Consider the following 21,835-nt stretch of genomic DNA (forward strand, 5'->3'; position numbering starts at 1 on the left):
CCCGTCTCGCGTCTGCCGTCCGAAGTCCCGTCTGCCGTCCGAAGTGCCGCATGCCGCATGCCGTCTGCCGTCTGCTACGGACGTGGCCGCGCGCTGAGCCGGTCATCCACCCCGGGCGGCAGCGGCGGAAACAGCCCCAGCCGATGAGCCAGGGCCGCCGCCTCACCCCGTCCCGAGACACCGAGCTTGCCCAGGATGTTGGAGACGTGGACGCTCGCGGTCTTCGGGGAGATGAAGAGTTCCTCGGCAATCTGGCGGTTGGTGCGGCCCGCGGTGACCAGGCGGAGCACATCACGCTCCCGGCTGGTGAGGCCCAGCGCCTCGACCGGGTCGGCCGGGGCGGGCGTCCGCCGCGGGGCGCAGGTCAGGGTGAGACGGGCGCGCTGGGCGAGCAGCGCGACGGAGTCGGTGAGCGGGCGGGCGCCCAGGTGACCGGCGACGGCTCCGGCCAGCCGGAGCAGTTCGGTGGCGCGGTCCCGCTCGCCGTCCCCGCCGACGGGCGGATCTCCCGGACGTCTGCCGCCGGGTGACAGCAGGGCCGTCGCGAGCCGGTGGCGGACGCGGGCGAGATCGTAGGGCCGGTCAAGGGACTCGAAGGCGGTGACCGTCTCGGACCAGGTGTCGGGGGTGTCCTCGCCCGCGGCGCGCCGGAGTTCGGCACGGACCCATGCGTCGTGGGCGAGCCACACGGGTGCGCCGGTGGTGAGCTTCTTGGCCGCGGCGGCGATGCGGTCGAGCGCCTCGGCCCGGCCGGGTTCCGCCGCGGGCAGGGCGCGGGCGTCGGCCTCCGCGGTGGCGGCGGCCCTGACCAGCGGCCAGGCGTAGCGGTGGCTGCCGGGCGGGACGCCGGCGTCCAGGGCGCGGTGCAACTCGGCGCGGACATCGAACAGGCGGCCCTCTGCCGCGGCGACGCCGACCGCGACACGGGCCAGCGGCAGCCACTGCTGGGGCATGATGTCGTGGGTGCCGAAGTAGCCGCGGGCTGCGCCGAGTTGGCGGGCCGCCCCGGTCAGGTCACCCCGGCCCAGCGCGAGGCGCGCCAGGGACAGCGCGGCCGAGCCCAGGGGCTTGGTGCCGGGGCCGCGGCGGGTCGCGTTCGCGGCGGCGGACTCGGCCTGTCGCCAGCGGCCGAGGGCGTACTGGGACTCGGCGAGGTTGGCCCACAACCATGCCTCGGAGCCGAGCAGGCCGAACCTTTGGGTGTAGCTGATCCCTTCGTCCAGGATGGGGACGGCCTCCCGGGAGCGGCCGACCGCTTCGAGTTCGGCGGGCAGGTTCACATAGGCGCGGCCCGCGACATGGGGGTAGCCCTCCTGCACGGAACGGTCCTTGACCCGGCGCAGCTCAGCGAGCCCGGCCTCGACGTCGCCCGCGTCGACCCGGAGGGCGCCGAGGGTGATGCGCGCGTCCAGTTCGATCTCGCGGGCGCCGACCATGCGCGTGTACTCCACGGCCCGTTCGGCGGCGGCGAGGGCCTCGGGGCCCGGCTCGTGCAGCATCGACCAGTTGGCGACGCCGGCGAGCACGTCGGCGTGCACCTCGGAGGGGGGCAGTCCGCGTACCAGGTGCTCGGCGGTGGCCAGTTCGTGCCGTCCGTCGCCGCGTCCCAGTGTCTGGACGAGGTTGGAGCACTGGGTCCAGAACCAGGCGGTGCGCAGCGGTTCGTCCTCGTTCTCGAGGAGTTGCAGCGCCCGCCTGGTGATCTTCAGGGCGCGTTCGCGCTCACCGCATCTGCGTCCGGCGACGGCAGCCTCCGCCATCAGGTCGAGATAGCGCAGCGGGGTGGCGGTGGCGTCGCAGGGCGGGTACACCTCGGCGCAGTCGACGGGTCGCAGTGCGGCCCGGACCGGGTCGGGGGCGGTGTCCCACAGTTCCATCGCCCGCTCCAGGAGCCGTAGTTGCTCGCTGTAGGCGTACCGGCGGCGGGCGACGACGGAGGCGTCCAGGACGGCGGGCAGGGCCTTGGCGGGGTCGTGGGCGTGGTACCAGTGGCTGGCCAGTCGCATGACGCGTTCGTCGGCGGGGACGAGCGCCGGGTCGTTCTCCATGGCTTCGGCGTAGCGGCGGTTGAGGCGGGAGCGTTCGCCGGGCAGCAGATCGTCGGCGACGGCCTCGCGGACCAGGGAATGGCGGAAGCGGAAGCCGTCGCCGCCGGGGGCGGTGCGGAGGATGTTGGCGTTCACGGCGGCGCGCAGGGCTTCGATCAGGTCGTCCTCGGCGAGCTGGGCGACGGCGGCGAGGAGCGGGTAGGCGACCATGGCGCCGCCCTCGGCGACGATCCGGGTGACCCGCTGGGCGGTCTCGGGCAGCGCCTCCACCCGGACCAGGAGCAGGTCGCGCAGGGAGTCGGTGAGGCCGGTGCGGCAGCCCTCGCAGGCCGCGACGGCCAGTTCCTCGACGAAGAAGGCGTTGCCGTCGGAGCGTTCGAAGATCTCGTCGACCTGGGCGGGGTCCGGTTCGGCGGCGAGGATACCGGCGATCTGACGGCCGACCTCCTCGCGGTTGAAGCGGGCGAGTTCGACGCGGCGGACGGTGCGCAGCCGGTCGAGTTCGGCGAGCAGGGGGCGCAGCGGGTGGCGGCGGTGGAGGTCGTCGCTGCGGTAGGTGGCGAGGACGACGAGACGGCCGGCGCGCAGGGTGCGCAGGAGGTAGGAGAGCAGGTGGCGGGTGGAGGCGTCGGCCCAGTGCAGGTCCTCCAGAGCGAGGACGACCGTGCGGTCGGCGGCGACGTGTTCCAGCAGGCGGGCGGTGAGTTCGAAGAGACGGGCCATGCCCTCCTCGTCGTGCCGCCCCGGGGCGCGGGCGGGGGTGGCCTCGCCGAGTTCAGGCAGGAGCCGGGCCAGGTCCTCCTCCTGGCCCACGGCGGCTGCGGCGAGTTCGTCGGGCAGGGCGCTGCGCAGAGCGCGCAGGGCGGTGGAGAACGGGGCGAACGGCAGTCCGTCGGCGCCGATCTCGACGCAGCCGCCGAGTGCGACGACGGCGCCCTGACGGCCGGCGGCGGTGGCGAACTCCTCGACCAGCCGGGTCTTGCCCACGCCTGCCTCGCCGCCGACCAGGAGCGCCTGGGGTTCGCCGGCGGCGGCACGGGCGAGCGCGTCGTTCAAGGTGTGCAGTTCGTCGGTGCGGCCGACGAACACGGGGCTGACGGTCCTGGTCTCCACGGGTCCGAGCATCGCACGGCGGTCCGACAGCACGGCAGCTGTTTTCCATCGGGAGGGCGGGGGCGTTCCCAGGTCAGGCGCGGGTGGGCGGGTGGCGTGGCGGGCCGGGCGCGGTCGCCCGCGGGGCGGGAGTGGGCGGGCGTCGCCCGTGCGGACGCCCGCCCCCGCCGGGGTGCTCACGGGGTGCTCACGCGGTGCGGGGAAGCCGATGGCGGCCCGGCCGCCCGGTATCGGAAGGAGCGTCGCGGGCGGCGCGGCGGGCGGCGCGGCGTCCGCGTAGCGCCTCGCGGGCCAGGCGCTCGTGCGTGGCCCGGCGGTGCAGCTCGATGGCGCGGATCCGGTGGAGTTCGTACTCGATCATGTCGGTTCCCCTGGGAGGGTCGGGTTTCGGCATCGATTGCAGCGATGCCGCCACCTTCGTCGGCCAGGGGGCGCGGCGCATCGGGAGAGTTCCGCATCTTCCGGCGGGCGGTGGGCTCCGGAGGCGCGTAAGGGGCCTCAAGGCGCTCCGTAAGGGTGCTTACGGAGTCCCGTATACGGTGCTTACGGAGTTCCGTGCGGTGCTTACGGTATCCCAAGGCCCCTGGTGAGATGGGCTGGTTCAGCTGGTCGAGGGCAGTCCGAGGAGTGCGTCGGAGTACTTGAGGACGGCCAGCAGCAGGCCGAGGACGCCGAGCGAGACACCGGCCCAGGCGACCGACTTGATCCAGGCGGCCTGCGGCCTGCCGGGGGCGCCGAACGCGGGCCGGGCCAGCACGACGACGCCGGTGATCAGTGCCGCCAGCGCGAACGCTCCGGCCCAGAGCGCGGTGGTCTGCCAGGCGTCGCCGTAGACCGCCCGCACCTGCGTGGCGACGCTCGCCTTCGACGAGGTCTCCAGCTGGCCGATCAGGGTCTCGCGCGCCGCGGCCACGGTGCCGATCCAGCCGCCGGTCAGCGAGACGAGGCCCAGCACGGCGGAGACGACGGCTCCGGCGCCCTGGCCGACCCCGGACGGACCGTCCTCCGCCCCTTCCTCGACCGAAGCCTCGGCCGTCCCGCCGACCGTCTCCCCGGCCGTCCCGTCGGTCCGGTCTGCGGCTGCGGTCCCGGTGTCCGCGGCCTCGTCGGCCCTGCCGGTGTCCGCCACCGTCCCGTCGGTCCTGGTCTCGGTGGCCGCCACCGCCTCGTCGGCCTCGGTCTCTGTGCCGGTCACGGTCACGGTCTCGTCACCTGTCTTCGTTCCCATGCACGGCACGGTACGGACGCCATCTGAGAGGTCCCTTAATGATCGTTGTGAGCGGCACGCGCGTGTGCGGCGCGCCACTCGTCGGCGAGCACCGACCACACCTCGGTGTCGTGCCGGATGCCCCGATGGAGGTGGTTCTCGCGGAGCACCCCGTCCCGGGACATCCCCAGCCGCCGCGCGACATTGATGCTCGGCCGGTTGCCGGACGCCGCGTGCCACTCCACCCGGTGGATGCCGCGCTGCTCGACCGCCCAGTCGATGAGCACGGTCGCGGCGCGGGTGACGAGCCCGCGCCCGGCCGCGGCGGGCTCCAGCCAGCAGCCGACCTCGCAGCTGCCCTGCTGCGCGTCGAAGGTCCGGAACAGCACCCCGCCGACCAGCTTCCCGTCCAGCCAGATGCCGTGCATGCCGCCGCTGTCGGTGGTGCGCTTGTCGGCGTAGGCGGTGAGGATGTCCCGTGCGGAGTCGACGTCCGTCGCGCGGGCGCCGAAGGCGATGTACTGCCCGATGAACTCGCGGCCCCGGTCGAGGTGCGCGAGGAACTCCTCGGCGTCCCAAGGGTCCAGGGGCCGCAGTTCGGCTCCGTCGTCACCCAGGGTTATCGCGTACATCCTGATGTCGCTCCTTCTCCAGTTCCACCACGACGGCGTCGAGCCTCTCATGGGCGGCGCGGCATTCGGGCGGTTCGATGCTGATCCTGGGCAGGCGACGGTCGAGCCAGCCCGGCAGCCACCAGTTGGCGCCGCCGAGCAGGTGCATCAGGGCGGGCACCAGCAGGGTCCGCAGGACGAAGGCGTCGAGGGCGACGGCGGCGGCCAGCGCGATGCCGAACATGGCGATCACACGGTCACCGCCGAGCACGAAGGCGAGAAACACCGAGATCATGATGACGGCCGCGGAGTTGATCACGCGGCTGGTCTCGGCGAGGCCCACCCGGACGGCGCGCCGGTTGTCGCCCGTCTCCAGCCATTCCTCGTACATCCGGCTGACCAGGAAGACCTGGTAGTCCATGGAGAGCCCGAAGAGCACCGACACCATGATCACGGGAAGGAAGGGCTCGATCGGTCCGGCCCGGCCGAGCCCCAGCGGTTCGCTGCCCCAGCCCCACTGGAAGATCGCGACGACGATGCCGAAGGCGCCCGCGACGGCGGCGAGGTTCATCGCGGCGGCCTTCAACGGGATGCCGATCGACCGGAAGGCGAGCAGGAGCAGCACACAGCCGAACCCGATGACGACGCCGACGAACAGCGGCAGCTTGCCGACGATCACGCCGGCGAAGTCGTCGTAGCTCGCGGTCACTCCACCGACGTGTACGTCGAGCGAGGTGCCCTGCTCCGCGCGTGGGAGGACCTGCTGGCGCAGCCGGTCGACCAGGTCGCTGGTCTGCCGTGACTGCGGCGCGGAGTCGGGCACGACGGTCAGATACCCGGTGTCGCCCGCGGTGTTGAACCGCGCGGGTGTCACGGACGCGACGCCCGGTGTGGCGCGCAGGGTGGCGTCGAGGTTGTCGAGGGCGAGCCGGGCGTCGGCCCCGTCGACGCGTGACACCAGCGTCAGCGGTCCGTTGACGCCGGGGCCGAAACCGTCGGCGATGAGGTCGTACGCCTGCCGGGTGGTCGAGGTCCTGGGGTCGTTGCCCTGGTCGGAGGTGCCGAGGCGGAGGGTGAGGGTGGGCAGCGCGAGCAGGGTGACGACGGCGAGGGCGACCGAGCCGAGCAGCCTGGGGTGGCGTTCGACGAATGCGGACCAGCGGGCGGCGAGGCCGGTGGGCAGTTCGGGCTGCGGACCGTGCTCGGCGAGCCGCTGTCGCTCGCGTCGGCTCAGCGCGCGGTCGCCGATGAGGCGGAGCAGGGCGGGCAGCAGGGTCACGGAGGCGGCGACGGTGAGGACGACGGTCAGCGCGGCGGCGACGGCGACCCCGTTGAGGAAGCTCAGCCGCAGGATCAGCATGCCCAGCAGGGCGATGCACACGGTGGCGCCCGCGAACACGACCGCGCGTCCGGTGGTGGCGACGGCCTCGGTGGCGGCCTCGGTGACGGAGAGTCCGCGTTTCAGACCGCGGCGGTGCCGGGTGACGATGAACAGCGCGTAGTCGATGCCGACGCCGAGCCCGATGAGCAGGCCGAGCATCGGCGCGAACGCGGCGACGGTCATGGCGTGGCCGAGCAGCGCGATGGCGGCGTATGCGGTGCCGACGCCGACCAGGGCGGTGGCTATGGGCAGCAGGGAGGCGGCGAGCGAGCCGAAGGCGAGGAAGAGCACCACGGCGGCGACGACCACGCCGACCGCCTCGGCGACATGCCCGCTCGACGACTCGGTGAGCCCGATGGCGCTGCCGCCCGACTCGACCCGCAGCCCGTCCGTCTCGGCGGACTCGGCGGTGCGGACGACGGCCTCGGCCTCGGATCTGGCGATGTGCTCGACCGGCCGGTCGAAGGTGACGACGGCGTATGCGGTCCGCCCGTCGTGGCTGATCTGCCCGGTGACCTGGCCGTCGTAGGGGCTGGTGACCGAGGAGACCCCGGGCAGGTCCGCGATCTCGTCCAGGGTGCGGCTCATCGTCTGCTCGACGTCGGCGGCCCGGACGCCGCCGGATCCGGTGCGCCACACGACGGTGTCGCTGTCACCTCCCAGGCCCGGGAAGCCCGCGCTCAACAGCTCGCCGGCCCGGCCCGACTCGGTGCCGGGGACCTGATAGCTCTCGGAGTATGCGGAGCCGGTGACGGCGGCGGCAGCGGTGACGCCGCCGAAGGCGAGCAGCCAGAGCAGAACGGCGACCAGACGGTGCCGGACACACCAGCGTGCGAGGGCTGCCACGAACCTGCTCCAGGGATGATGTGCGGATCTTTGACCGGGAACGCACGTCCATGGACGAAACAGCCCGCAAAGAACACTGAGCAACAAAGGTCACTCTTGCAGCTGAAGGAGATCGTTTGTCGGGTTCGTGGGCTTCTTCACAAGCGGCGAAAACCGGGAACTTCCGCGGGTCGTCCGGTTGCGGTAGCGCCGGGACGGGTGAGTCGCGGGGGCGCCGGTGACGAAAGCGCCCTGGGGGGACGCATCGTGGCGATGCGTCCCCCCAGGGGCGGTTGCCGCACGCGGTGGCTCAGCCCTCGCCGACGCCCAGCTTCTGAAGGATCAGCTCCTTGACGCGGGCCGCGTCGGCCTGGCCGCGGGTGGCCTTCATGACCGCGCCGACCAGGGCGCCGGCCGCGGCCACCTTGCCGCCGCGGATCTTGTCCGCGATGCCCGGGTTGCCGGCGATGGCCTCGTCGACGGCCGTGCCGAGCGCCGAGTCGTCGGAGACGACCTTCAGACCGCGCCGCTCGACGACCTCGTCCGGGGTGCCCTCGCCCGCGAGGACGCCCTCGATGACCTGGCGGGCCAGCTTGTCGTTCAGGTCGCCCGAGGACACCAGCCGGGTGACGCGGGCGACCTGCTCGGGTGTGATCGCCAGCTCGTCCAGTGCCTTGCCCGACTCGTTGGCGCTGCGCGCCAGTTCGCCCATCCACCACTTGCGGGCGGAGGCGGCGTCGGCACCGGCGTCGATGGTGGCGACGATCGGGTCCAGCGCACCGGCGTTGAGGATCGCCTGCATGTCGGTGACCGAGATGCCCCACTCCGCGAGGAGGCGGCTGCGGCGGGCCAGCGGCAGCTCGGGCAGCGCGGCGCGGATCTCCTCGACCCACGCGCGCGCGGGGGCCACCGGGACCAGGTCGGGTTCCGGGAAGTACCGGTAGTCCTCGGCCTCCTCCTTCACCCGGCCCGAGGTGGTCGACCCGGTGTCCTCGTGGAAGTGCCGGGTCTCCTGCACGATCGTGCCGCCGGACGACAGCACGGCCGCGTGCCGCTGGATCTCGAAGCGCGCGGCACGCTCCACGGACCGCAGCGAGTTGACGTTCTTCGTCTCGGAGCGGGTACCGAACTTGTCGGCGCCCTTGGGCATCAGCGACAGGTTGACGTCGCAGCGCATCTGGCCCATCTCCATGCGGGCGTCGGACACGCCGAGCGCCTTGATGACCTCACGCAGCTCACGGACGTAGGCCCGGGCGACCTCGGGGGCGCGCTCGCCGGCCCCGACGATCGGCTTGGTGACGATCTCGATGAGCGGAATGCCCGCGCGGTTGTAGTCGAGCAGGGAGTGGGACGCGCCGTGGATACGGCCGGTCGCGCCACCCACGTGGGTGGACTTGCCGGTGTCCTCCTCCATGTGGGCGCGCTCGATCTCCACGCGGAAGGTCTCGCCGTCCTCCAGTTGTACGTCGAGGTAGCCGCCGAAGGCGATCGGCTCGTCGTACTGGGAGGTCTGGAAGTTCTTCGGCATGTCCGGATAGAAGTAGTTCTTCCGGGCGAAGCGGCACCATTCGGCGATCGAGCAGTTCAGCGCGAGCCCGATCCTGATCGCGGATTCGACGCCGGTCGCGTTGACGACCGGGAGCGCGCCGGGCAGGCCGAGGCAGGTCGGGCAGGTCTGCGAGTTGGGCTCGGCGCCCAGCTCGGTGGAGCACCCGCAGAACATCTTCGTCTTGGTGCCGAGTTCGACATGGACTTCGAGGCCCATGACGGGGTCGTACGACGCCAGCGCGTCCTCGTACGACACCAGGTCGGTCGTGGTGGTCACGGTGAAACTTCCCTCTCAGCCCAGCAGGACGTCGTCGTCGCCCATCCGCTTCAGCTCGCGGTAGAGGAGGGCGAGGCCGGTGACGATGGCGACGGCGGACACGGTGGCGTCGATCAGGCGCAGCGTGTCGTGCTCGGCGCGGGCCTTCTTGATCTGCTTGACGACGCCGACCGCGCCGAACGCGGTGGTGCCCATGGACAGGTACGTGCCGGACTTCGACTTCTTGAAGCCCTTGGCCTTGGACAGTGCCTTGCTCACAGCGACGGAGCCTCCTCCAGCAGCGGATGCCCCCACTGTTCCACGAAGGCGGCCTCGACGGCGGCGCCGACCTTGTACAGCCTGTCGTCCTTCATCGCCGGAGCGATGATCTGGAGGCCGACGGGCAGGTTGTCCTCCGGGGCGAGACCGCAGGGCAGCGACATGGCCGCGTTGCCCGCCAGGTTGGCCGGGATGGTGCACAGGTCGGCGAGGTACATGGCCATCGGGTCGTCGGCGCGCTCGCCGATCGCGAAGGCGGTGGTCGGGGTGGTCGGCGAGACGATCGCCTCGACCTGTTCGAAGGCCCGCTCGAAGTCGCGCGTGATGAGCGTGCGGACCTTCTGCGCGGAGCCGTAGTACGCGTCGTAGTAACCGCTCGACAGGGCATATGTGCCGAGCATGATGCGGCGCTTGACCTCGGGACCGAAGCCCGCCTCACGAGTGAGGGAGGTGACCTCCTCGGCCGAGTGACCGCCGTCGTCGCCGACCCGGAGGCCGTAGCGCAGGCCGTCGAAGCGGGCCAGGTTGGAGGAGCACTCGGACGGCGCGATCAGGTAGTACGCCGACAGGGCGAGATCGAAGGACGGGCAGTCCAGCTCGACGATCTCGGCGCCCAGCTCCTTCAGCAGCCCGACGGCCTCGTCGAAGCGCTGGATGACACCGGCCTGGTAGCCCTCGCCGCGGAACTGCTTGACCACACCGATGCGCATGCCCCGCACCGAGCCGTTGCGGGCGGCCTCGACGACCGGCGGGACCGGGGCGTCGATGGAGGTGGAGTCCATCGGGTCGTGTCCGGCGATGACCTCGTGCAGGAGGGCCGCGTCCAGCACCGTGCGGGCGCAGGGGCCGCCCTGGTCGAGGGAGGACGAGAAGGCCACCATGCCGTAGCGGGAGACGGCGCCGTACGTCGGCTTCACACCGACGGTGCCGGTGACGGCGGCCGGCTGGCGGATGGAGCCGCCGGTGTCCGTGCCGATGGCGAGCGGCGCCTGGAAGGAGGCCAGCGCGGCGCTGGAGCCGCCGCCGGAGCCACCGGGGATCCTGGTGAGATCCCAGGGGTTGCCGGTCGGTCCATAGGCGCTGTTCTCCGTCGAGGACCCCATGGCGAACTCGTCCATGTTGGTCTTGCCGAGGATCACCACGTCGGCGGCCTTCAGCCGCTGGGTGAGCGTCGCGTCGTACGGCGGGATCCAGCCTTCGAGGATCTTCGAGCCGACGGTCGTGGGGATGCCCTCGGTGGTGAAGATGTCCTTGAGCGCGAGGGGGACACCGGCCAGCGGGCCCAGCTTCTCGCCGCGCTCGCGCTTCGCGTCGACGGCGCGGGCCTGGGCGAGCGCGCCCTCGCGGTCGACGTGCAGGAAGGCGTGCACCTTCTCGTCGACGGCGTCGATGCGGCCGAGGTGGGCCTCGGTGACCGCGACGGCCGTCAGCTCGCCGGAGGCGATCTTCGCGGCGGTCTCGGCGGCCGTGAGCTTGATGATGTCCGTCATGGTCAGTCCTCCCCCAGGATCTGCGGCACCTTGAAACGCTGCTGCTCCTGGGCCGGGGCGCCGGACAGCGCCTGCGCGGGGGTGAGCGAGGGACGGACCTCGTCCGCGCGCATGACGTTGGTCAGCGGGAGCGGGTGCGAGGTCGGCGGTACGTCTTGGTCGGCGACCTCGCTGACGCGGGCGACCGCGCCGATGATGTCGTCCAGCTGGCCCGCGAAGTGGTCGAGTTCTTCGGGCTTCAGCTCCAGACGCGCCAGCCGGGCGAGGTGGGCGACCTCCTCGCGCGTGATGCCAGGCATGCAGCGATCCTCTGGGGTGAGTGCGTGCGGTTTGGGGCCAATCCTATGGGGCGGGCCCCGGTGCGCGTGAAACGGTGTGCAGGGGACCCGTCGCCAGCCCCGCCTCGCCTCCCCCGCCTCGCCTCCCCCGCCTCGCTTCCATTGCCCCCGTTCCCCTGCCTCGGTTCTCCGTACGCGAAGCGCCGGGCAGGCCGCACGCCTTCGCCGCCGTGCCCGGTCACCGGGTCGGGGCCACCGGGTCCGGCGTCACGAGGCCCGGCGTCACGGGTTGGGCGCCACCGGGTCCGGCCGTGACGAGGCCCTCGCCGGAGCGGATGTCGGCGGCACCGTCGCGCGGGAAGAACAGTTCGGCGAAGTCAGCGAAGTCGAACGGGCGGACGGGCGGACGGACGGGCGAAGGCGAACGGACGGACGACGGACGAACCGGCGGACGGACGAACCGGCGGACGGGCGACGGACGGACGGGGTCATTCGGCGGCCGGCAACGCGGCACGCGGCCGCTGCCACCCTCTGGACCCCCGCGCCCGCAGCCATGCCGTCGTCTCCTCGGGCGGCATCGCCGCTGCGACCAGCCACCCCTGTACGGCGTCGCAGCCGAGGTCCCGCAGTCGCTCCCAGGTCTCGTCGTCCTCCACGCCCTCGGCGACGACCAGAAGCCCCAGCGAATGCGCCAGGTCGACGGTGCAGCGCACGATCTCCGCGTCCTCGTTGTCCACGGCCAGCCGGGCGACGAAGGACCGGTCGATCTTCAGCTCGCTCACCGGCAGCCGACGCAGATGCACCAGCGAGGAGTACCCGGTTCCGAAGTCGTCCAGGGACATCTTCACGCCGTGCCCGGTGAGCCCGGCGAGGGTGTCGGCGGCCCGCTGCGGGTCCTCCAGCAGCACATGCTCGGTGATCTCCAGCTGGAGCGCCGCCGCGGGCACTCCGTGCCGGGCCAGCCGGGCGGCGACGGAGCCCGCGAAGCCGGGTGTGTGGACGTCACGCGGGGAGACGTTCACGGCCACCGGCACCCGCAGCCCCTGGGCCCGCCACTTGGCGACCTGCCCGAGCGCCGTCTCCAGCACGTACTCGGTCAGCTGGGGCATCAGCCCCGAGGACTCGGCGATCGCGATGAACTCGTCCGGGGGCACCTTCCCGCGCTCGGGGTGCACCCAGCGCACCAGCGCCTCCAGGCCGGCGACCTGCCCGTCGAAGCGGACCTTCGGCTGGTAGTGCAGCTGCACCTCGTGCGCTTCCAGCGCCCGGCGCAGATCGCCCAGCAGTCCGAGCCGGTCCGGGGTGTTGGAGTCCCGCTTGGACTCGTACGCCTCGACGCCCGTGCGGTCCCGCTTCGCCTGGTACATCGCCACGTCCGCGCGGCGCAGCATGCCTTCGGCGTCGAGCGCGTGGTCCGGGAAGACGGCGACGCCCGCGCTGGCCTCCAGGACGAGGGTGAGCCCGTCGAGGTCGAGCGGCGAGCTGAGCGCGGTGACGAGGCTGCGGGCGACCCGGGTGGCGGACGTCGTGGAGTCGGCGACCGGCAGTAACACGGCGAACTCGTCACCGCCGAGGCGCGCGGCCTCCGCGCCGCGCGGCAGCGCGAGGCGCAGCCGGTCGGCGATCTGGAGCAGCAGCCGGTCCCCGGCGAGATGCCCGAGGGTGTCGTTCACCGAGCGGAACCGGTCGAGGTCGATCAGCATGAGCGCGGACCGGGCGCCGATGCGTTCGGCGTCGTCGAGGGCCGTCCAGATGCGTTCCAGCAGCCACTGCCGGTTGGGCAGTCCGGTCAGCGGGTCGCGCAGCTGCTCCTCGGCCCGGGCCCGGGCGATCCACAGGGTGGAGTCGAGGGCGATCAGCGGGATGGCGAAGAGCGGGAGCAGCACCGGGTGGGCGGCCGCGACCACGCAGATCAGCGGTGCGATGCCGAGCAGCGCGACCGCGACGAGGCCCTGTCTGACCAGGGCGGTGCGGGCGACGGTGGGCAGGCCGCCGCCGCGCGGGGCGCTCAGGTACCACAGCAGGACGCGGGTGACGGCGAGGTAGGCCGTGGCGACCAGCACCACCTCGGGGACGGTGGTGAGGTTCCAGTGGTCGGGGTTCCAGGGGTCCTCGACGGTCGGTACGCGGCCGAAGGCGCCCAGCAGCAGGGCGGCGGCGCCGATGCCGAGGATGTCCACCGCGCCGTGCAGCACGCCCTGCCGCCAGCGGTGCCTGCGGGCGATGCCGACCAGGACGACGACGGTGAGGCTGACCAGGCCGGCGGGCACCCAGCCGTACAGCAGCAGGACGGCCAGGGTGAGGGCGGAGCCGGAACCGGTGCCGCCCCACCAGCGGGCCCGGCCGAGCATGACGAGGTGGCCGACGATGACGCTGGTGAGCATGGCCAGCGACCAGCCGACGGTGCCGGACGGGAAAAGGGCGTGGTGGTCGGTGAACGCCTGGTAGAAACCGGCGCCGAGCGCGAACCCGGCCGCCGCCACGACGGCGGCGGGCAGCGCGGGCCAGGCCGGTTGCTGGTGCTCGGAACCGAGCGGCACGGGGGTGCCCGCAACGCCCAGGGGCACGGCGCTCGGCTGCAACGCCGAGCGCGGTGCGGTGGCGCGTCCGGCGTCGCCCGGTCGCTGCGCGGCCCCGCCCGGCCACCGGCTCCCCCGCCAGGCGAGCGCCCTGCGGCGCAGGCGCAGCCAAGCGTCCGGGGCGGCGCTCTCGGTCGGTTCCATTCCCGTCCCTCTCACAGCCGGCGGTGCCCACGCCACGCGGCCCGACGCCCGACGTCCGTCGACGGTTCCGCATGGGAACAACCCTTCCCCGTGCTGCTTCGGGCGCACGGGGATGCCCCGACCGCAGTTGGGCACGGCAGGCGCACAGCTCAACAGTAGGCCGCGGAAGGCTTTCACGGGCAGCGGTCGTCAGTGGTTGCCCGAATGCGCCCCGGCCGCCCGCATGCATCTGGTATGCGCCGATCGGGTGGCCTTCAACCGCTACTCATCGGTGGGCAGGGCGACTTCGGCCGCCGCCTCGGGCCCTTGTGCCAGCAGGACTTCGAAGCCGTCCTCGTTCAGGACCGGCACCTTGACCTGCATGGCCTTGTCGTACTTCGATCCCGGGTTGTCACCCACGATGACGAACGAGGTCTTCTTGGAGACCGCTCCGGTCACCTTCGCGCCGCGGCTCTGCAACGCGTCCTTGGCTCCGTCGCGGGTGAACTGGTCCAGTGTCCCGGTCACGACGACGGTGAGCCCTTCCAGGGGGCGCGGGCCCTCGTCCTCGCCCGACGACTCGTCCTCCAGGGGGACTCCGGCCGCCTTCCACTTGCGGATGATCTCGCGGTGCCAGTCCTCGGCGAACCACTCCTTGAGCGCGGCGGCGATGATCGGGCCGACGCCGTCGATGCCCGCCAACTCCTCCTCGGATGCCTGCTCGATACGGTCGACGGAACGGAACTCGCGGGCGAGCGCCTGGGCGGCGACCGGTCCGACGTGGCGGATGGAGAGCCCGTTCAGGAACCGGGCGAGCGGACGCTCCTTGGCCGCCTCGATGTTCTGCAGCAGCGCGAGGGTGTTCTTCTTCGGCTCGCCCTTCTGGTTGGCGAAGACCGTGACGACCTTCTCCTGGCCCGTCTTGGGGTCCCGCTTGGGCAGTCCGCTGTCCGGGTCGAGCACATACGCCTTGATGGGCAGCAGCTGCTCCACCGTGAGGTCGAACAGGTCGCCCTCGTCGGTCAGGGGCGGGTCGGCCGGCTCCAGCGGCCGGGTGAGCGCCGCCGCGGCCACCTCGCCGAAGTTCTCGATGTCCAGGCACTCCCGGCCCGCGAGGTAGGAAACGCGCTCGCGCAACTGGGCAGGGCACGCGCGCGCGTTGGGGCAGCGCAGATCGATGTCGCCCTCCTTCATGGCGCGCAGCGGCGTGCCGCACTCCGGGCACTCGGCGGGCATCACGAACTCCCGCTCGGTGCCGTCACGCAGGTCGACGACCGGGCCGAGGATCTCCGGGATGACATCACCGGCCTTGCGGATCACCACGGTGTCACCGATCAGGACGCCCTTGGCCTTGACCACGTCCTGGTTGTGCAGGGTGGCGAACTCGACCTCGGAGCCCGCGACCGTGACCGGCTCGACCTGTGCGTACGGCGTGACGCGGCCGGTGCGACCGACGCCCACCTTGATGTCGATGAGCTTGGTGTTGACCTCCTCCGGCGCGTACTTGTACGCGATCGCCCAGCGGGGGGCGCGGGCGGTGGAGCCGAGGCGGCCCTGGAGGCGGATCTCGTCCAGCTTGACGACCACGCCGTCGATCTCGTGCTCCACGGAGTGGCGGTTCTCGCCGTAGTGGGCGATGAACTCCCGTACGCCGTCGAGGTCGTCGACCACCCGGTTGTGCGGGGAGGTGGGCAGGCCCCAGCCCCCCAGCAGGTCGTACGCCTGGGAGAGGCGGGTGAAGCCGGAGTGGCCCGCCAGGGCGCCGATGCCGTGGACGACCATGTGCAGGGGCCGGGTGGCGGTGACGCGCGGGTCCTTCTGGCGCAGTGAACCGGCGGCCGCGTTGCGCGGGTTGGCGAACGGCTTGTCGCCGGCCGCGACCAGTCGCTCGTTCAGCTCCAGGAACTTCTCCATCGGGAAGTAGACCTCGCCGCGGATCTCCACGACGTCGGGGACGCGTTCGCCGTGCAGCCGGTCCGGGATCTCGGCGATCGTACGGACGTTGGGTGTGATGTCCTCGCCGGTGCGGCCGTCGCCGCGGGTCGCCGCGCGGGTGAGCCGGCCGTGCTCGTAGGTGAGGTTGACCGCGAGGCCGTCGACCTTCAGCTCGCACAGGAAGTGGTACTCCTGCTCGCCGAGTTCGCGGTGGATGCGGTCGGCCCAGGCGGCGAGTTCCTCGTCGTTGAAGGTGTTGTCGAGGGAGAGCATGCGCTCGCGGTGCTCGACCGCGGTGAAGTCCGTCTCGTACGACCCGGCGACCTTCTGGGTCGGCGAATCGGGTGTGCGCAGCTCCGGATACTTCTCCTCCAGCGCCTCCAGGGTGCGCAGGAGCCTGTCGAACTCCGCGTCGCTGATGACGGGAGCGTCCTTCACGTAGTACCGGAAGCGGTGCTCCTCGATCTGCTCAGCGAACCGCGCGTGCTGGTCGCGTGCCTCGGCGGGCACCGTCGTCTCCGCTTGCTTGTCGCCGGCCACCGTATTGTCCTCCCGTTACTCTGGGTTGTCCGCGAGGGATCTCGCCGCCCGGACGCAGTGGGCGAGCGCCGCGCGGGCATACGCGGGGGAAGCGCCCGCGAGACCGCATGACGGGGTGAGCGTGACCGCGTCCGCGAGAAGCCCCGGAGACAGCCCCAGCCTGCGCCATAGCGTCCTGACACCCATGACGCTACCGGCAGGGTCTGACAATGGGCCGTCCGTGGCCGGCACGACACCGGCGAACAGCCGCGTGCCGCCCTCCACGGCCTCCCCGATCACCTCGTCGTCACGCTCGGTGAGGAGTGCGAAGTCGAACGAGACGGCGGCGGCGCCCGCGCGGCGCAGCAGGGCGACCGGGACGTCGGCCGCGCAGGAGTGGACGACGACGGGGCCTGCGCCGTGCGCCCCGACGGTGTCCCGCAGGGTGGCCTCCACGACCTGCCGGTCCACGGCCCGGTGGCTGCGGTAGCCGCTGGCCGTGCGGACCTGTCCGCGGAGTACGGCGGTGAGGGACGGCTCGTCGAGCTGGAGCACGAGCCGGGCGCCCGGGACGCGGCGCCGTACCTCGGCGAGGTGCAGGCGCAGGCCCTCGGCGAGCGAGGCGGCGAGGTCACGGCAGGCGCCGGGGTCGGAGAGGACGGCCTCGCCGTTCTTCAGCTCCAGGGCGGCGGCCAGGGTCCACGGGCCGACCGCCTGTACCTTGAGGTCGCCCTCGTAGCCCTGGGTGAACTCCTCCAGCGCGTCGAGGTCCTCCCCCAGCCAGGACCGCGCCCGTTTGGTGTCCCGGCCCGGACGGTCGCCGATCCGCCAGCCGCTGGGCTCCACGCGCGCGTACAGCTCGGCGAGCATTCCCGCGGTCCGCCCGATCATGTCGGCGCCGGGTCCGCGGGCGGGCAGCTCGGGCAGATGCGGGAAGTCCTCGAAGCTGCCGGTGACGGTCTTGGCCGCCTCCCGTGCGTCCGCGCCGGGCAGGGACCCGACACCGGTGGCTCCCGGAAACCTGAACTCGTTCTCACTCACCCCGGAAGGGTAAGCGCTCCGCTTGGGGCTCCCATTCCTCGCCCACCTACCCACCCGACTCGCCCCGCCGAGAAGTGCCCCCACCGGGGGGAGCACCGACCCCGGACCACTGCAGACCGCGCACGGCCCGCGCCCACCAGCCCGATCGGTGGCCGAGGAGGATGTTCCGTTCAGGTCGAAGGCGGAGGGCTGAGGGCGGCCCCCAAGAACAGGACGGGCAGGAGCGACGGCCGCCGGGCCGACACCGGAGCGGCACGAACGGGGCCGGCGCCCGGGGCGGGACGGCGGGCCCGGAGCCCGGGGCGGGGCGACGGCTCCGGCGCCGGGGCGGGGCTGATCGGGCAAGGTCCGCATTGAACAGACCCTCCGGCGTTTGAGGACTAGGCCCGTTCAGGGACGAAGCGGGGGCTCGAAGACGGCACCCCCAGAACGGGACGGGCAGGAGCGACGAACACGAGCCTGGCACCAGAGCGGCGCGAACAGGTCCGGAGCCCGGAGCGGGGCGGCGGGGCCGACGTTCGGGGCGACGCGACGGCCCGGCGTCGGGAGCGAGGCGGCGGGTTCGGCATCCGGGGTGGCGCGATGGGTTCGGCATCCGGGGTGAGGCGGGGGACGGCGTTCAGGGTGGGGGTGATGGGGCGAGGGTCGTATTGGGCAGGCCCTCCGGGCGGTGAGGACGAGGGGCGTCAGGGGCGGGGGTCGGGAGGTAGAGGCAGCCTGCTCCGGGGGGCGGGTGGTCAGAGGGCCGGGCGGACCGTCAGGTCGGTGATTGTCGCGTCCCGTGGCAGGTCCAGGGACGTCAGGATCGTCGTTGCGACCGACTCGGGGTCGATCCAGCGGGCCGGGTCGTACTCCTTGCCCTCCTGCTGGTGGACCTTGGCCTGCATGGGGCTGGCGGTGCGGCCGGGATACACGGAGGTGACCCGGACCCCGTTGCCGCGCTCCTCCTCGCGCAGGGCGTCGGCGAGCGCCTTCAGGCCGTGCTTGGAGGCGGCGTATGCGGACCAGCCGGCGTGGGCGCCCAGGCCCGCGCCGGAGTTCACGAAGACCACGTGCCCGCGGGCGGCGCGCAGCTGGGGCAGGAAGTGACGGGTCAGCTCGGCGGGCGCGACCAGGTTGACGTTGAGCTGGTGCCGCCAGGACTTGGGGGTCAGCTCGTCCACGCCCCCGAGGTCGACCACGCCCGCGACATGCAGCAGCGAGTCCACCCTCTCCGGGAGCGACTGGTGCGAGAAGGCCCAGGACAGCCGGTCCGGGTCGGCCAGGTCACCGACGAGGGTGCGCGCCCCGGGGAACTGAGCGGCAAAGTCCTTCGCACGGCCCGCGTCACGCGCGTGCAGGACGAGTTCGTCCCCGCGCGCGTGGAGGCGTCGCGCCACGGCCGCGCCGATGCCGGAACCCGCGCCCGTGATCACATGAGTAGCCATGCGGGCCATGGTCGCATCAGCGACATGTCACTCGATGCCGCGGCTCTCCTCCAGGTACGCCATCGCCCCGACCGGCTCCTGGGCGAAGAACACCAGGTCGCTCAGCGGTCGGGGCAGGAAGCCCTCGGCCTCCATGCGGCGGAACTGCTCCTGGAGACCGTCGTAGAAGCCCGCGGTGTTGAGCAGCACGACCGGCTTGTCGGTGTGCCCGTGCTTCTTCAGCTCCAGGATCTCGGTGGCCTCGTCGAGCGTCCCGGTGCCGCCCACCATGATCACCACGGCGTCGGCGTGCTCCAGCAGCAGCCGCTTTCGCTCGGCGAGGTCATGGGCGACCACCATCCGGTCCGCGGCGCGCCGCGTCTTCGCCGCCAGGAACTCCACGGAGACGCCGAGCAGCCTGCCGCCCGCCTCCTGCACGCCGTCCGCGACCACCTTCATCAGACCGACGTCGGAGCCGCCCCACACCAGCGTGTGGCCGCCCTTGCCGATCAGGGTCGCGAAGTCGCGCGCGGGGCGCGTGTAGCGGTCGTCGAGGTCGGCGGCGGAGAGGAAGACGCAGATGTTCATGGGCCTCACCGTACGCGGGAAGAAGTCGGGGCGGACGGGCGCTGTTCGGATATGGCCGAAGGACACACCATCACCATCGAACAGGGCGGGCAGCACGTGCGCGTGGTGCACGGGGACCAGGTGCTCGCCGAGACGGACCGCCCGCTGCTGCTGCGCGAGACCGGGTGTCCCGTGCGGTACTACATCCCGGCCGAGGACGTGCGCCTCGACCTTCTCACCCCGTCCGACACCCACTCCTACTGCCCCTTCAAGGGCACGGCGTCCTACTGGTCGCTGCCGGACGCGCCGGACCTCGTCTGGGGCTATCCGGAGCCCAAGCACGACGTGGCCCGGATCAAGGACCACATGTGCTTCTACGAAGTGGAAGTGTCGCCCGCTGAAGTGGCGTGACCGAAGTGTCTGACCGATGACCGGCGTGCCGGATGGCAGTCTGCACAGGCATGGACAAGCAGATGATTTCGCCTGACGGCACGCCCATCGCATACGGACGCTCGGGAGCGGGCCCTGCCGTGGTCCTGGTGAGCGGCGCGATGTCGACGGGCGGGACGCTGGCCCCGCTGGCCAAGCGGCTCGCGGACCGGTTCACCGTCGTCGTGTACGACCGCCGGGGCCGCGGCGCGAGCGGTGACACGGCGCCGTACGCCGTCGCCCGCGAGGTCGAGGACCTGGCGGCGCTGATCGAGGCGGTGGGCGGTGCGGCGGCGCTGTACGGCGTCTCGTCGGGCGGCGCGCTGGCATTGGAGGCGGCGGCGAGCGGCCTGCCGGTCCGTCGGGTCGCCGTGTACGAGCCGCCGTTCGCCCAGCCCGGCGGGGAGAAGGAACGCGCCGAGTACACCGAGCGGCTCACCGAGGCCCTCGCCCGCGGGCGGCGCGGGGACGCGGTCGAGCTGTTCCTGCGGCTCACCGGGCTGGCCGAGCAGATGATCCAGGGTGCCCGGCAGTCCCCGATGTGGGCCGACATGGAGGCGATCGCGCCGACCCTGGCGTACGACGACGCCGTCATGGGCGGCGGTGTGCTGCCGCGCGAGCGGATCGCGTCGATCGGCGTGCCGGTGCTGGCCGTGGCGGGCGGGGCGAGCCCCGACTGGCTGCGTACATCGGCCGCTCAGGCCGCGCAGACGGCCCCCAAGGGCACATTCCTCATCCTGGAGGACCAGACCCACATGATCGACCCGGACGTCCTCGCGCCGGTCCTGGCCGAGTTCTTCGCCGACTGAGCCGACTGGGTCGACTGGGTCGACTGAGCGGGCTGAGCGGGCTGAGCCGACTGAGCCGACTGAGCAGGGCGTTGGGGGGCGTGGGGGGCGGCCGACTCCGATGCCGCCGTGCCCGGCCAACGGCGCGTCACGGCCCTCCCGGCGGAGCGCTCCGGACGGACCGGCGGCACCCTCCCGGAGTCCCGGAGCCGCCGGGCCGTGGCTACACCGTCGCGGCCGACGCGCGCGTGGTCGACGCGATCGTCGCCGAGCCCACCACGCGCGTGCCGTCGTACAGGACGATCGCCTGGCCGGGGGCGACGCCGCGGACCGGCGCCGTGAACGACACCTCCAGGGCGCCGTCCACCAGTTCGGCGGTCACCTCGGTCTCGTCGCCGTGCGCGCGCAGCTGGGCCGAGTAGCCGCCGGGGCCGTCGGGGGCGGCGCCGCACCAGCGGGGCTTGATCGCGGTCAGCGCGGTGACGTCCAGGGCGGCGGCCGGGCCGACCGTCACGGTGTTGGTCACCGGGGAGATGTCGAGGACGTAACGGGGCTTGCCGTCGGGGGCCGGGGTGCCGATGCGCAGCCCCTTGCGCTGGCCGATGGTGAAGCCGTACGCGCCGTCGTGGGTGCCCACCCTGGTGCCGGACTCGTCGACGATGTCGCCCTCGGCCCTGCCGAGCCGCCGGGCGAGGAAGCCCTGGGTGTCGCCGTCGGCGATGAAGCAGATGTCGTGCGAGTCGGGCTTCCTGGCGACGGCGAGCCCGCGGGACTCGGCCTCGGCACGGATCTCGTCCTTGGTGGTCACCGTGTCGCCCAGCGGGAACATCGCGTGCGCCAGCTGCCGGTCGTCCAGCACACCGAGCACATACGACTGGTCCTTGGCCAGGTCCGAGGCGCGGTGCAGCTCCCGGGTGCCGTCGGGGAGCGTCACGACCTTCGCGTAGTGGCCGGTGCAGACCGCGTCGAAGCCCAGCGCCAGCGCCTTGTCCAGGAGCGCGGCGAACTTGATCTTCTCGTTGCAGCGCAGGCAGGGGTTGGGGGTGCGGCCGGCCTCGTACTCGGCGACGAAGTCCTCGACCACGTCCTCCCGGAAACGGTCGGCGAGATCCCAGACGTAGAACGGGATGCCGATGACGTCGGCGGCACGGCGGGCGTCGCGGGAGTCCTCGATGGTGCAGCAGCCCCGCGCGCCGGTGCGGAACGACTGCGGGTTCGCGGAGAGCGCGAGGTGGACGCCGGTCACGTCATGCCCCGCCTCGGCCGCGCGGGCGGCGGCCACGGCGGAGTCGACGCCGCCCGACATGGCGGCGAGGACGCGGAGGGGACGGGTGCGCTGCGGGATGTCAGTCATAGCCCTTCCAGAGTACGGGGACGCGGGAACCGGAGCCCGCGGGTATCCGTTGACGATC

At 72.5% G+C, this 21,835-nt stretch carries 17 protein-coding genes; 2 read left to right on the forward strand and 15 right to left on the reverse strand.

Annotated features, from left to right (window positions below):
* Positions 1-74: 74 nt before the first annotated feature.
* From ACWEKM_RS07935 to ACWEKM_RS08000, 14 genes are all read right to left on the reverse strand, one after another.
* Positions 75-3,173 (reverse strand): helix-turn-helix transcriptional regulator, encoded by a 3,099-nt coding sequence (locus tag ACWEKM_RS07935; RefSeq protein WP_451620300.1) that lies wholly within the window; start codon positions 3,171-3,173, stop codon positions 75-77.
* Between the two features lie 175 nt (positions 3,174-3,348).
* A complete protein-coding gene (locus ACWEKM_RS07940) occupies positions 3,349-3,522 on the reverse strand; it encodes a hypothetical protein (protein ID WP_451620301.1) in 174 nt (57 codons plus the stop codon).
* 240 nt (positions 3,523-3,762) lie between these two features.
* On the reverse strand, positions 3,763-4,389 hold the full coding sequence (locus ACWEKM_RS07945) for a hypothetical protein (RefSeq protein ID WP_451620302.1): 627 nt from the start codon (positions 4,387-4,389) through the stop codon (positions 3,763-3,765).
* A gap of 35 nt (positions 4,390-4,424) precedes the next feature.
* Positions 4,425-5,000 (reverse strand): GNAT family N-acetyltransferase, encoded by a 576-nt coding sequence (locus ACWEKM_RS07950; RefSeq protein ID WP_451620303.1) that lies wholly within the window; start codon positions 4,998-5,000, stop codon positions 4,425-4,427.
* Positions 4,978-7,206 (reverse strand): MMPL family transporter, encoded by a 2,229-nt coding sequence (locus ACWEKM_RS07955; protein ID WP_451620304.1) that lies wholly within the window; start codon positions 7,204-7,206, stop codon positions 4,978-4,980. Before ACWEKM_RS07955 ends, ACWEKM_RS07950 begins: the two co-directional genes overlap by 23 nt.
* A 289-nt stretch (positions 7,207-7,495) precedes the next feature.
* Positions 7,496-9,010 (reverse strand): Asp-tRNA(Asn)/Glu-tRNA(Gln) amidotransferase subunit GatB, encoded by a 1,515-nt coding sequence (gene gatB, locus ACWEKM_RS07960; RefSeq protein ID WP_451620305.1) that lies wholly within the window; start codon positions 9,008-9,010, stop codon positions 7,496-7,498.
* Between the two features lie 15 nt (positions 9,011-9,025).
* Entirely contained in the window at positions 9,026-9,268 is a 243-nt protein-coding gene (locus tag ACWEKM_RS07965; RefSeq protein WP_451620306.1) for a hypothetical protein, read from the reverse strand.
* A complete protein-coding gene (gene gatA / locus ACWEKM_RS07970; protein ID WP_451620307.1) occupies positions 9,265-10,758 on the reverse strand; it encodes an Asp-tRNA(Asn)/Glu-tRNA(Gln) amidotransferase subunit GatA in 1,494 nt (497 codons plus the stop codon). The genes ACWEKM_RS07965 and gatA overlap by 4 nt, the downstream gene beginning before the upstream one ends.
* Before the next feature lie 2 nt (positions 10,759-10,760).
* Positions 10,761-11,057, reverse strand: coding sequence for an Asp-tRNA(Asn)/Glu-tRNA(Gln) amidotransferase subunit GatC (gene gatC, locus ACWEKM_RS07975; RefSeq protein WP_018544665.1), 297 nt, complete (start codon positions 11,055-11,057; stop codon positions 10,761-10,763).
* Positions 11,058-11,524: 467 nt separating this feature from the next.
* Positions 11,525-13,759, reverse strand: coding sequence for a putative bifunctional diguanylate cyclase/phosphodiesterase (locus ACWEKM_RS07980; RefSeq protein WP_451620308.1), 2,235 nt, complete (start codon positions 13,757-13,759; stop codon positions 11,525-11,527).
* Positions 13,760-14,020: 261 nt separating this feature from the next.
* On the reverse strand, positions 14,021-16,213 hold the full coding sequence (ligA, locus tag ACWEKM_RS07985; RefSeq protein ID WP_451620309.1) for an NAD-dependent DNA ligase LigA: 2,193 nt from the start codon (positions 16,211-16,213) through the stop codon (positions 14,021-14,023).
* A 15-nt stretch (positions 16,214-16,228) separates the two neighbouring features.
* Positions 16,229-17,233, reverse strand: a complete 1,005-nt coding sequence (locus ACWEKM_RS07990; protein WP_451620310.1) for a methionine synthase — start codon at positions 17,231-17,233, stop codon at positions 16,229-16,231.
* Between the two features lie 737 nt (positions 17,234-17,970).
* Entirely contained in the window at positions 17,971-18,669 is a 699-nt protein-coding gene (locus ACWEKM_RS07995; RefSeq protein ID WP_451620311.1) for an SDR family oxidoreductase, read from the reverse strand.
* Positions 18,670-18,687: 18 nt separating this feature from the next.
* Complete coding sequence (locus tag ACWEKM_RS08000) at positions 18,688-19,227, reverse strand: LOG family protein (protein WP_451620312.1); 540 nt, start codon at positions 19,225-19,227, stop codon at positions 18,688-18,690.
* Positions 19,228-19,278: 51 nt separating this feature from the next.
* Here ACWEKM_RS08000 and ACWEKM_RS08005 point away from each other — a divergent pair, with 51 nt between their 5' ends.
* Positions 19,279-19,617: a DUF427 domain-containing protein gene (locus ACWEKM_RS08005; protein ID WP_451620313.1), complete on the forward strand. Its 339-nt coding sequence runs from the start codon at positions 19,279-19,281 to the stop codon at positions 19,615-19,617.
* Positions 19,618-19,667: 50 nt separating this feature from the next.
* Positions 19,668-20,444 (forward strand): alpha/beta fold hydrolase, encoded by a 777-nt coding sequence (locus ACWEKM_RS08010; RefSeq protein WP_451620314.1) that lies wholly within the window; start codon positions 19,668-19,670, stop codon positions 20,442-20,444.
* Positions 20,445-20,646: 202 nt separating this feature from the next.
* Here the strand turns inward: ACWEKM_RS08010 and mnmA are convergent, their stop codons facing one another.
* Complete coding sequence (gene mnmA, locus ACWEKM_RS08015) at positions 20,647-21,777, reverse strand: tRNA 2-thiouridine(34) synthase MnmA (protein ID WP_451620315.1); 1,131 nt, start codon at positions 21,775-21,777, stop codon at positions 20,647-20,649.
* Between the last annotated feature and the right edge of the window lie 58 nt (positions 21,778-21,835).

This window comes from Streptomyces sp. NPDC004752, assembly GCF_053601275.1.

Coding starts and splice junctions, on each gene's coding strand:
- ACWEKM_RS07935 (WP_451620300.1), bottom strand. CDS start 3,173: ATGCTCGGACCCGTGGAGACCAGGACCGTCAGCCCCGTGTTCGTCGGC.
- ACWEKM_RS07940 (WP_451620301.1), bottom strand. CDS start 3,522: ATGATCGAGTACGAACTCCACCGGATCCGCGCCATCGAGCTGCACCGC.
- ACWEKM_RS07945 (WP_451620302.1), bottom strand. CDS start 4,389: ATGGGAACGAAGACAGGTGACGAGACCGTGACCGTGACCGGCACAGAG.
- ACWEKM_RS07950 (WP_451620303.1), bottom strand. CDS start 5,000: ATGTACGCGATAACCCTGGGTGACGACGGAGCCGAACTGCGGCCCCTG.
- gatA (WP_451620307.1), bottom strand. CDS start 10,758: ATGACGGACATCATCAAGCTCACGGCCGCCGAGACCGCCGCGAAGATC.
- gatC (WP_018544665.1), bottom strand. CDS start 11,057: ATGCCTGGCATCACGCGCGAGGAGGTCGCCCACCTCGCCCGGCTGGCG.
- ACWEKM_RS07980 (WP_451620308.1), bottom strand. CDS start 13,759: ATGGAACCGACCGAGAGCGCCGCCCCGGACGCTTGGCTGCGCCTGCGC.
- ACWEKM_RS07995 (WP_451620311.1), bottom strand. CDS start 18,669: ATGGCCCGCATGGCTACTCATGTGATCACGGGCGCGGGTTCCGGCATC.
- ACWEKM_RS08000 (WP_451620312.1), bottom strand. CDS start 19,227: ATGAACATCTGCGTCTTCCTCTCCGCCGCCGACCTCGACGACCGCTAC.
- ACWEKM_RS08005 (WP_451620313.1), top strand. CDS start 19,279: ATGGCCGAAGGACACACCATCACCATCGAACAGGGCGGGCAGCACGTG.
- ACWEKM_RS08010 (WP_451620314.1), top strand. CDS start 19,668: ATGGACAAGCAGATGATTTCGCCTGACGGCACGCCCATCGCATACGGA.
- mnmA (WP_451620315.1), bottom strand. CDS start 21,777: ATGACTGACATCCCGCAGCGCACCCGTCCCCTCCGCGTCCTCGCCGCC.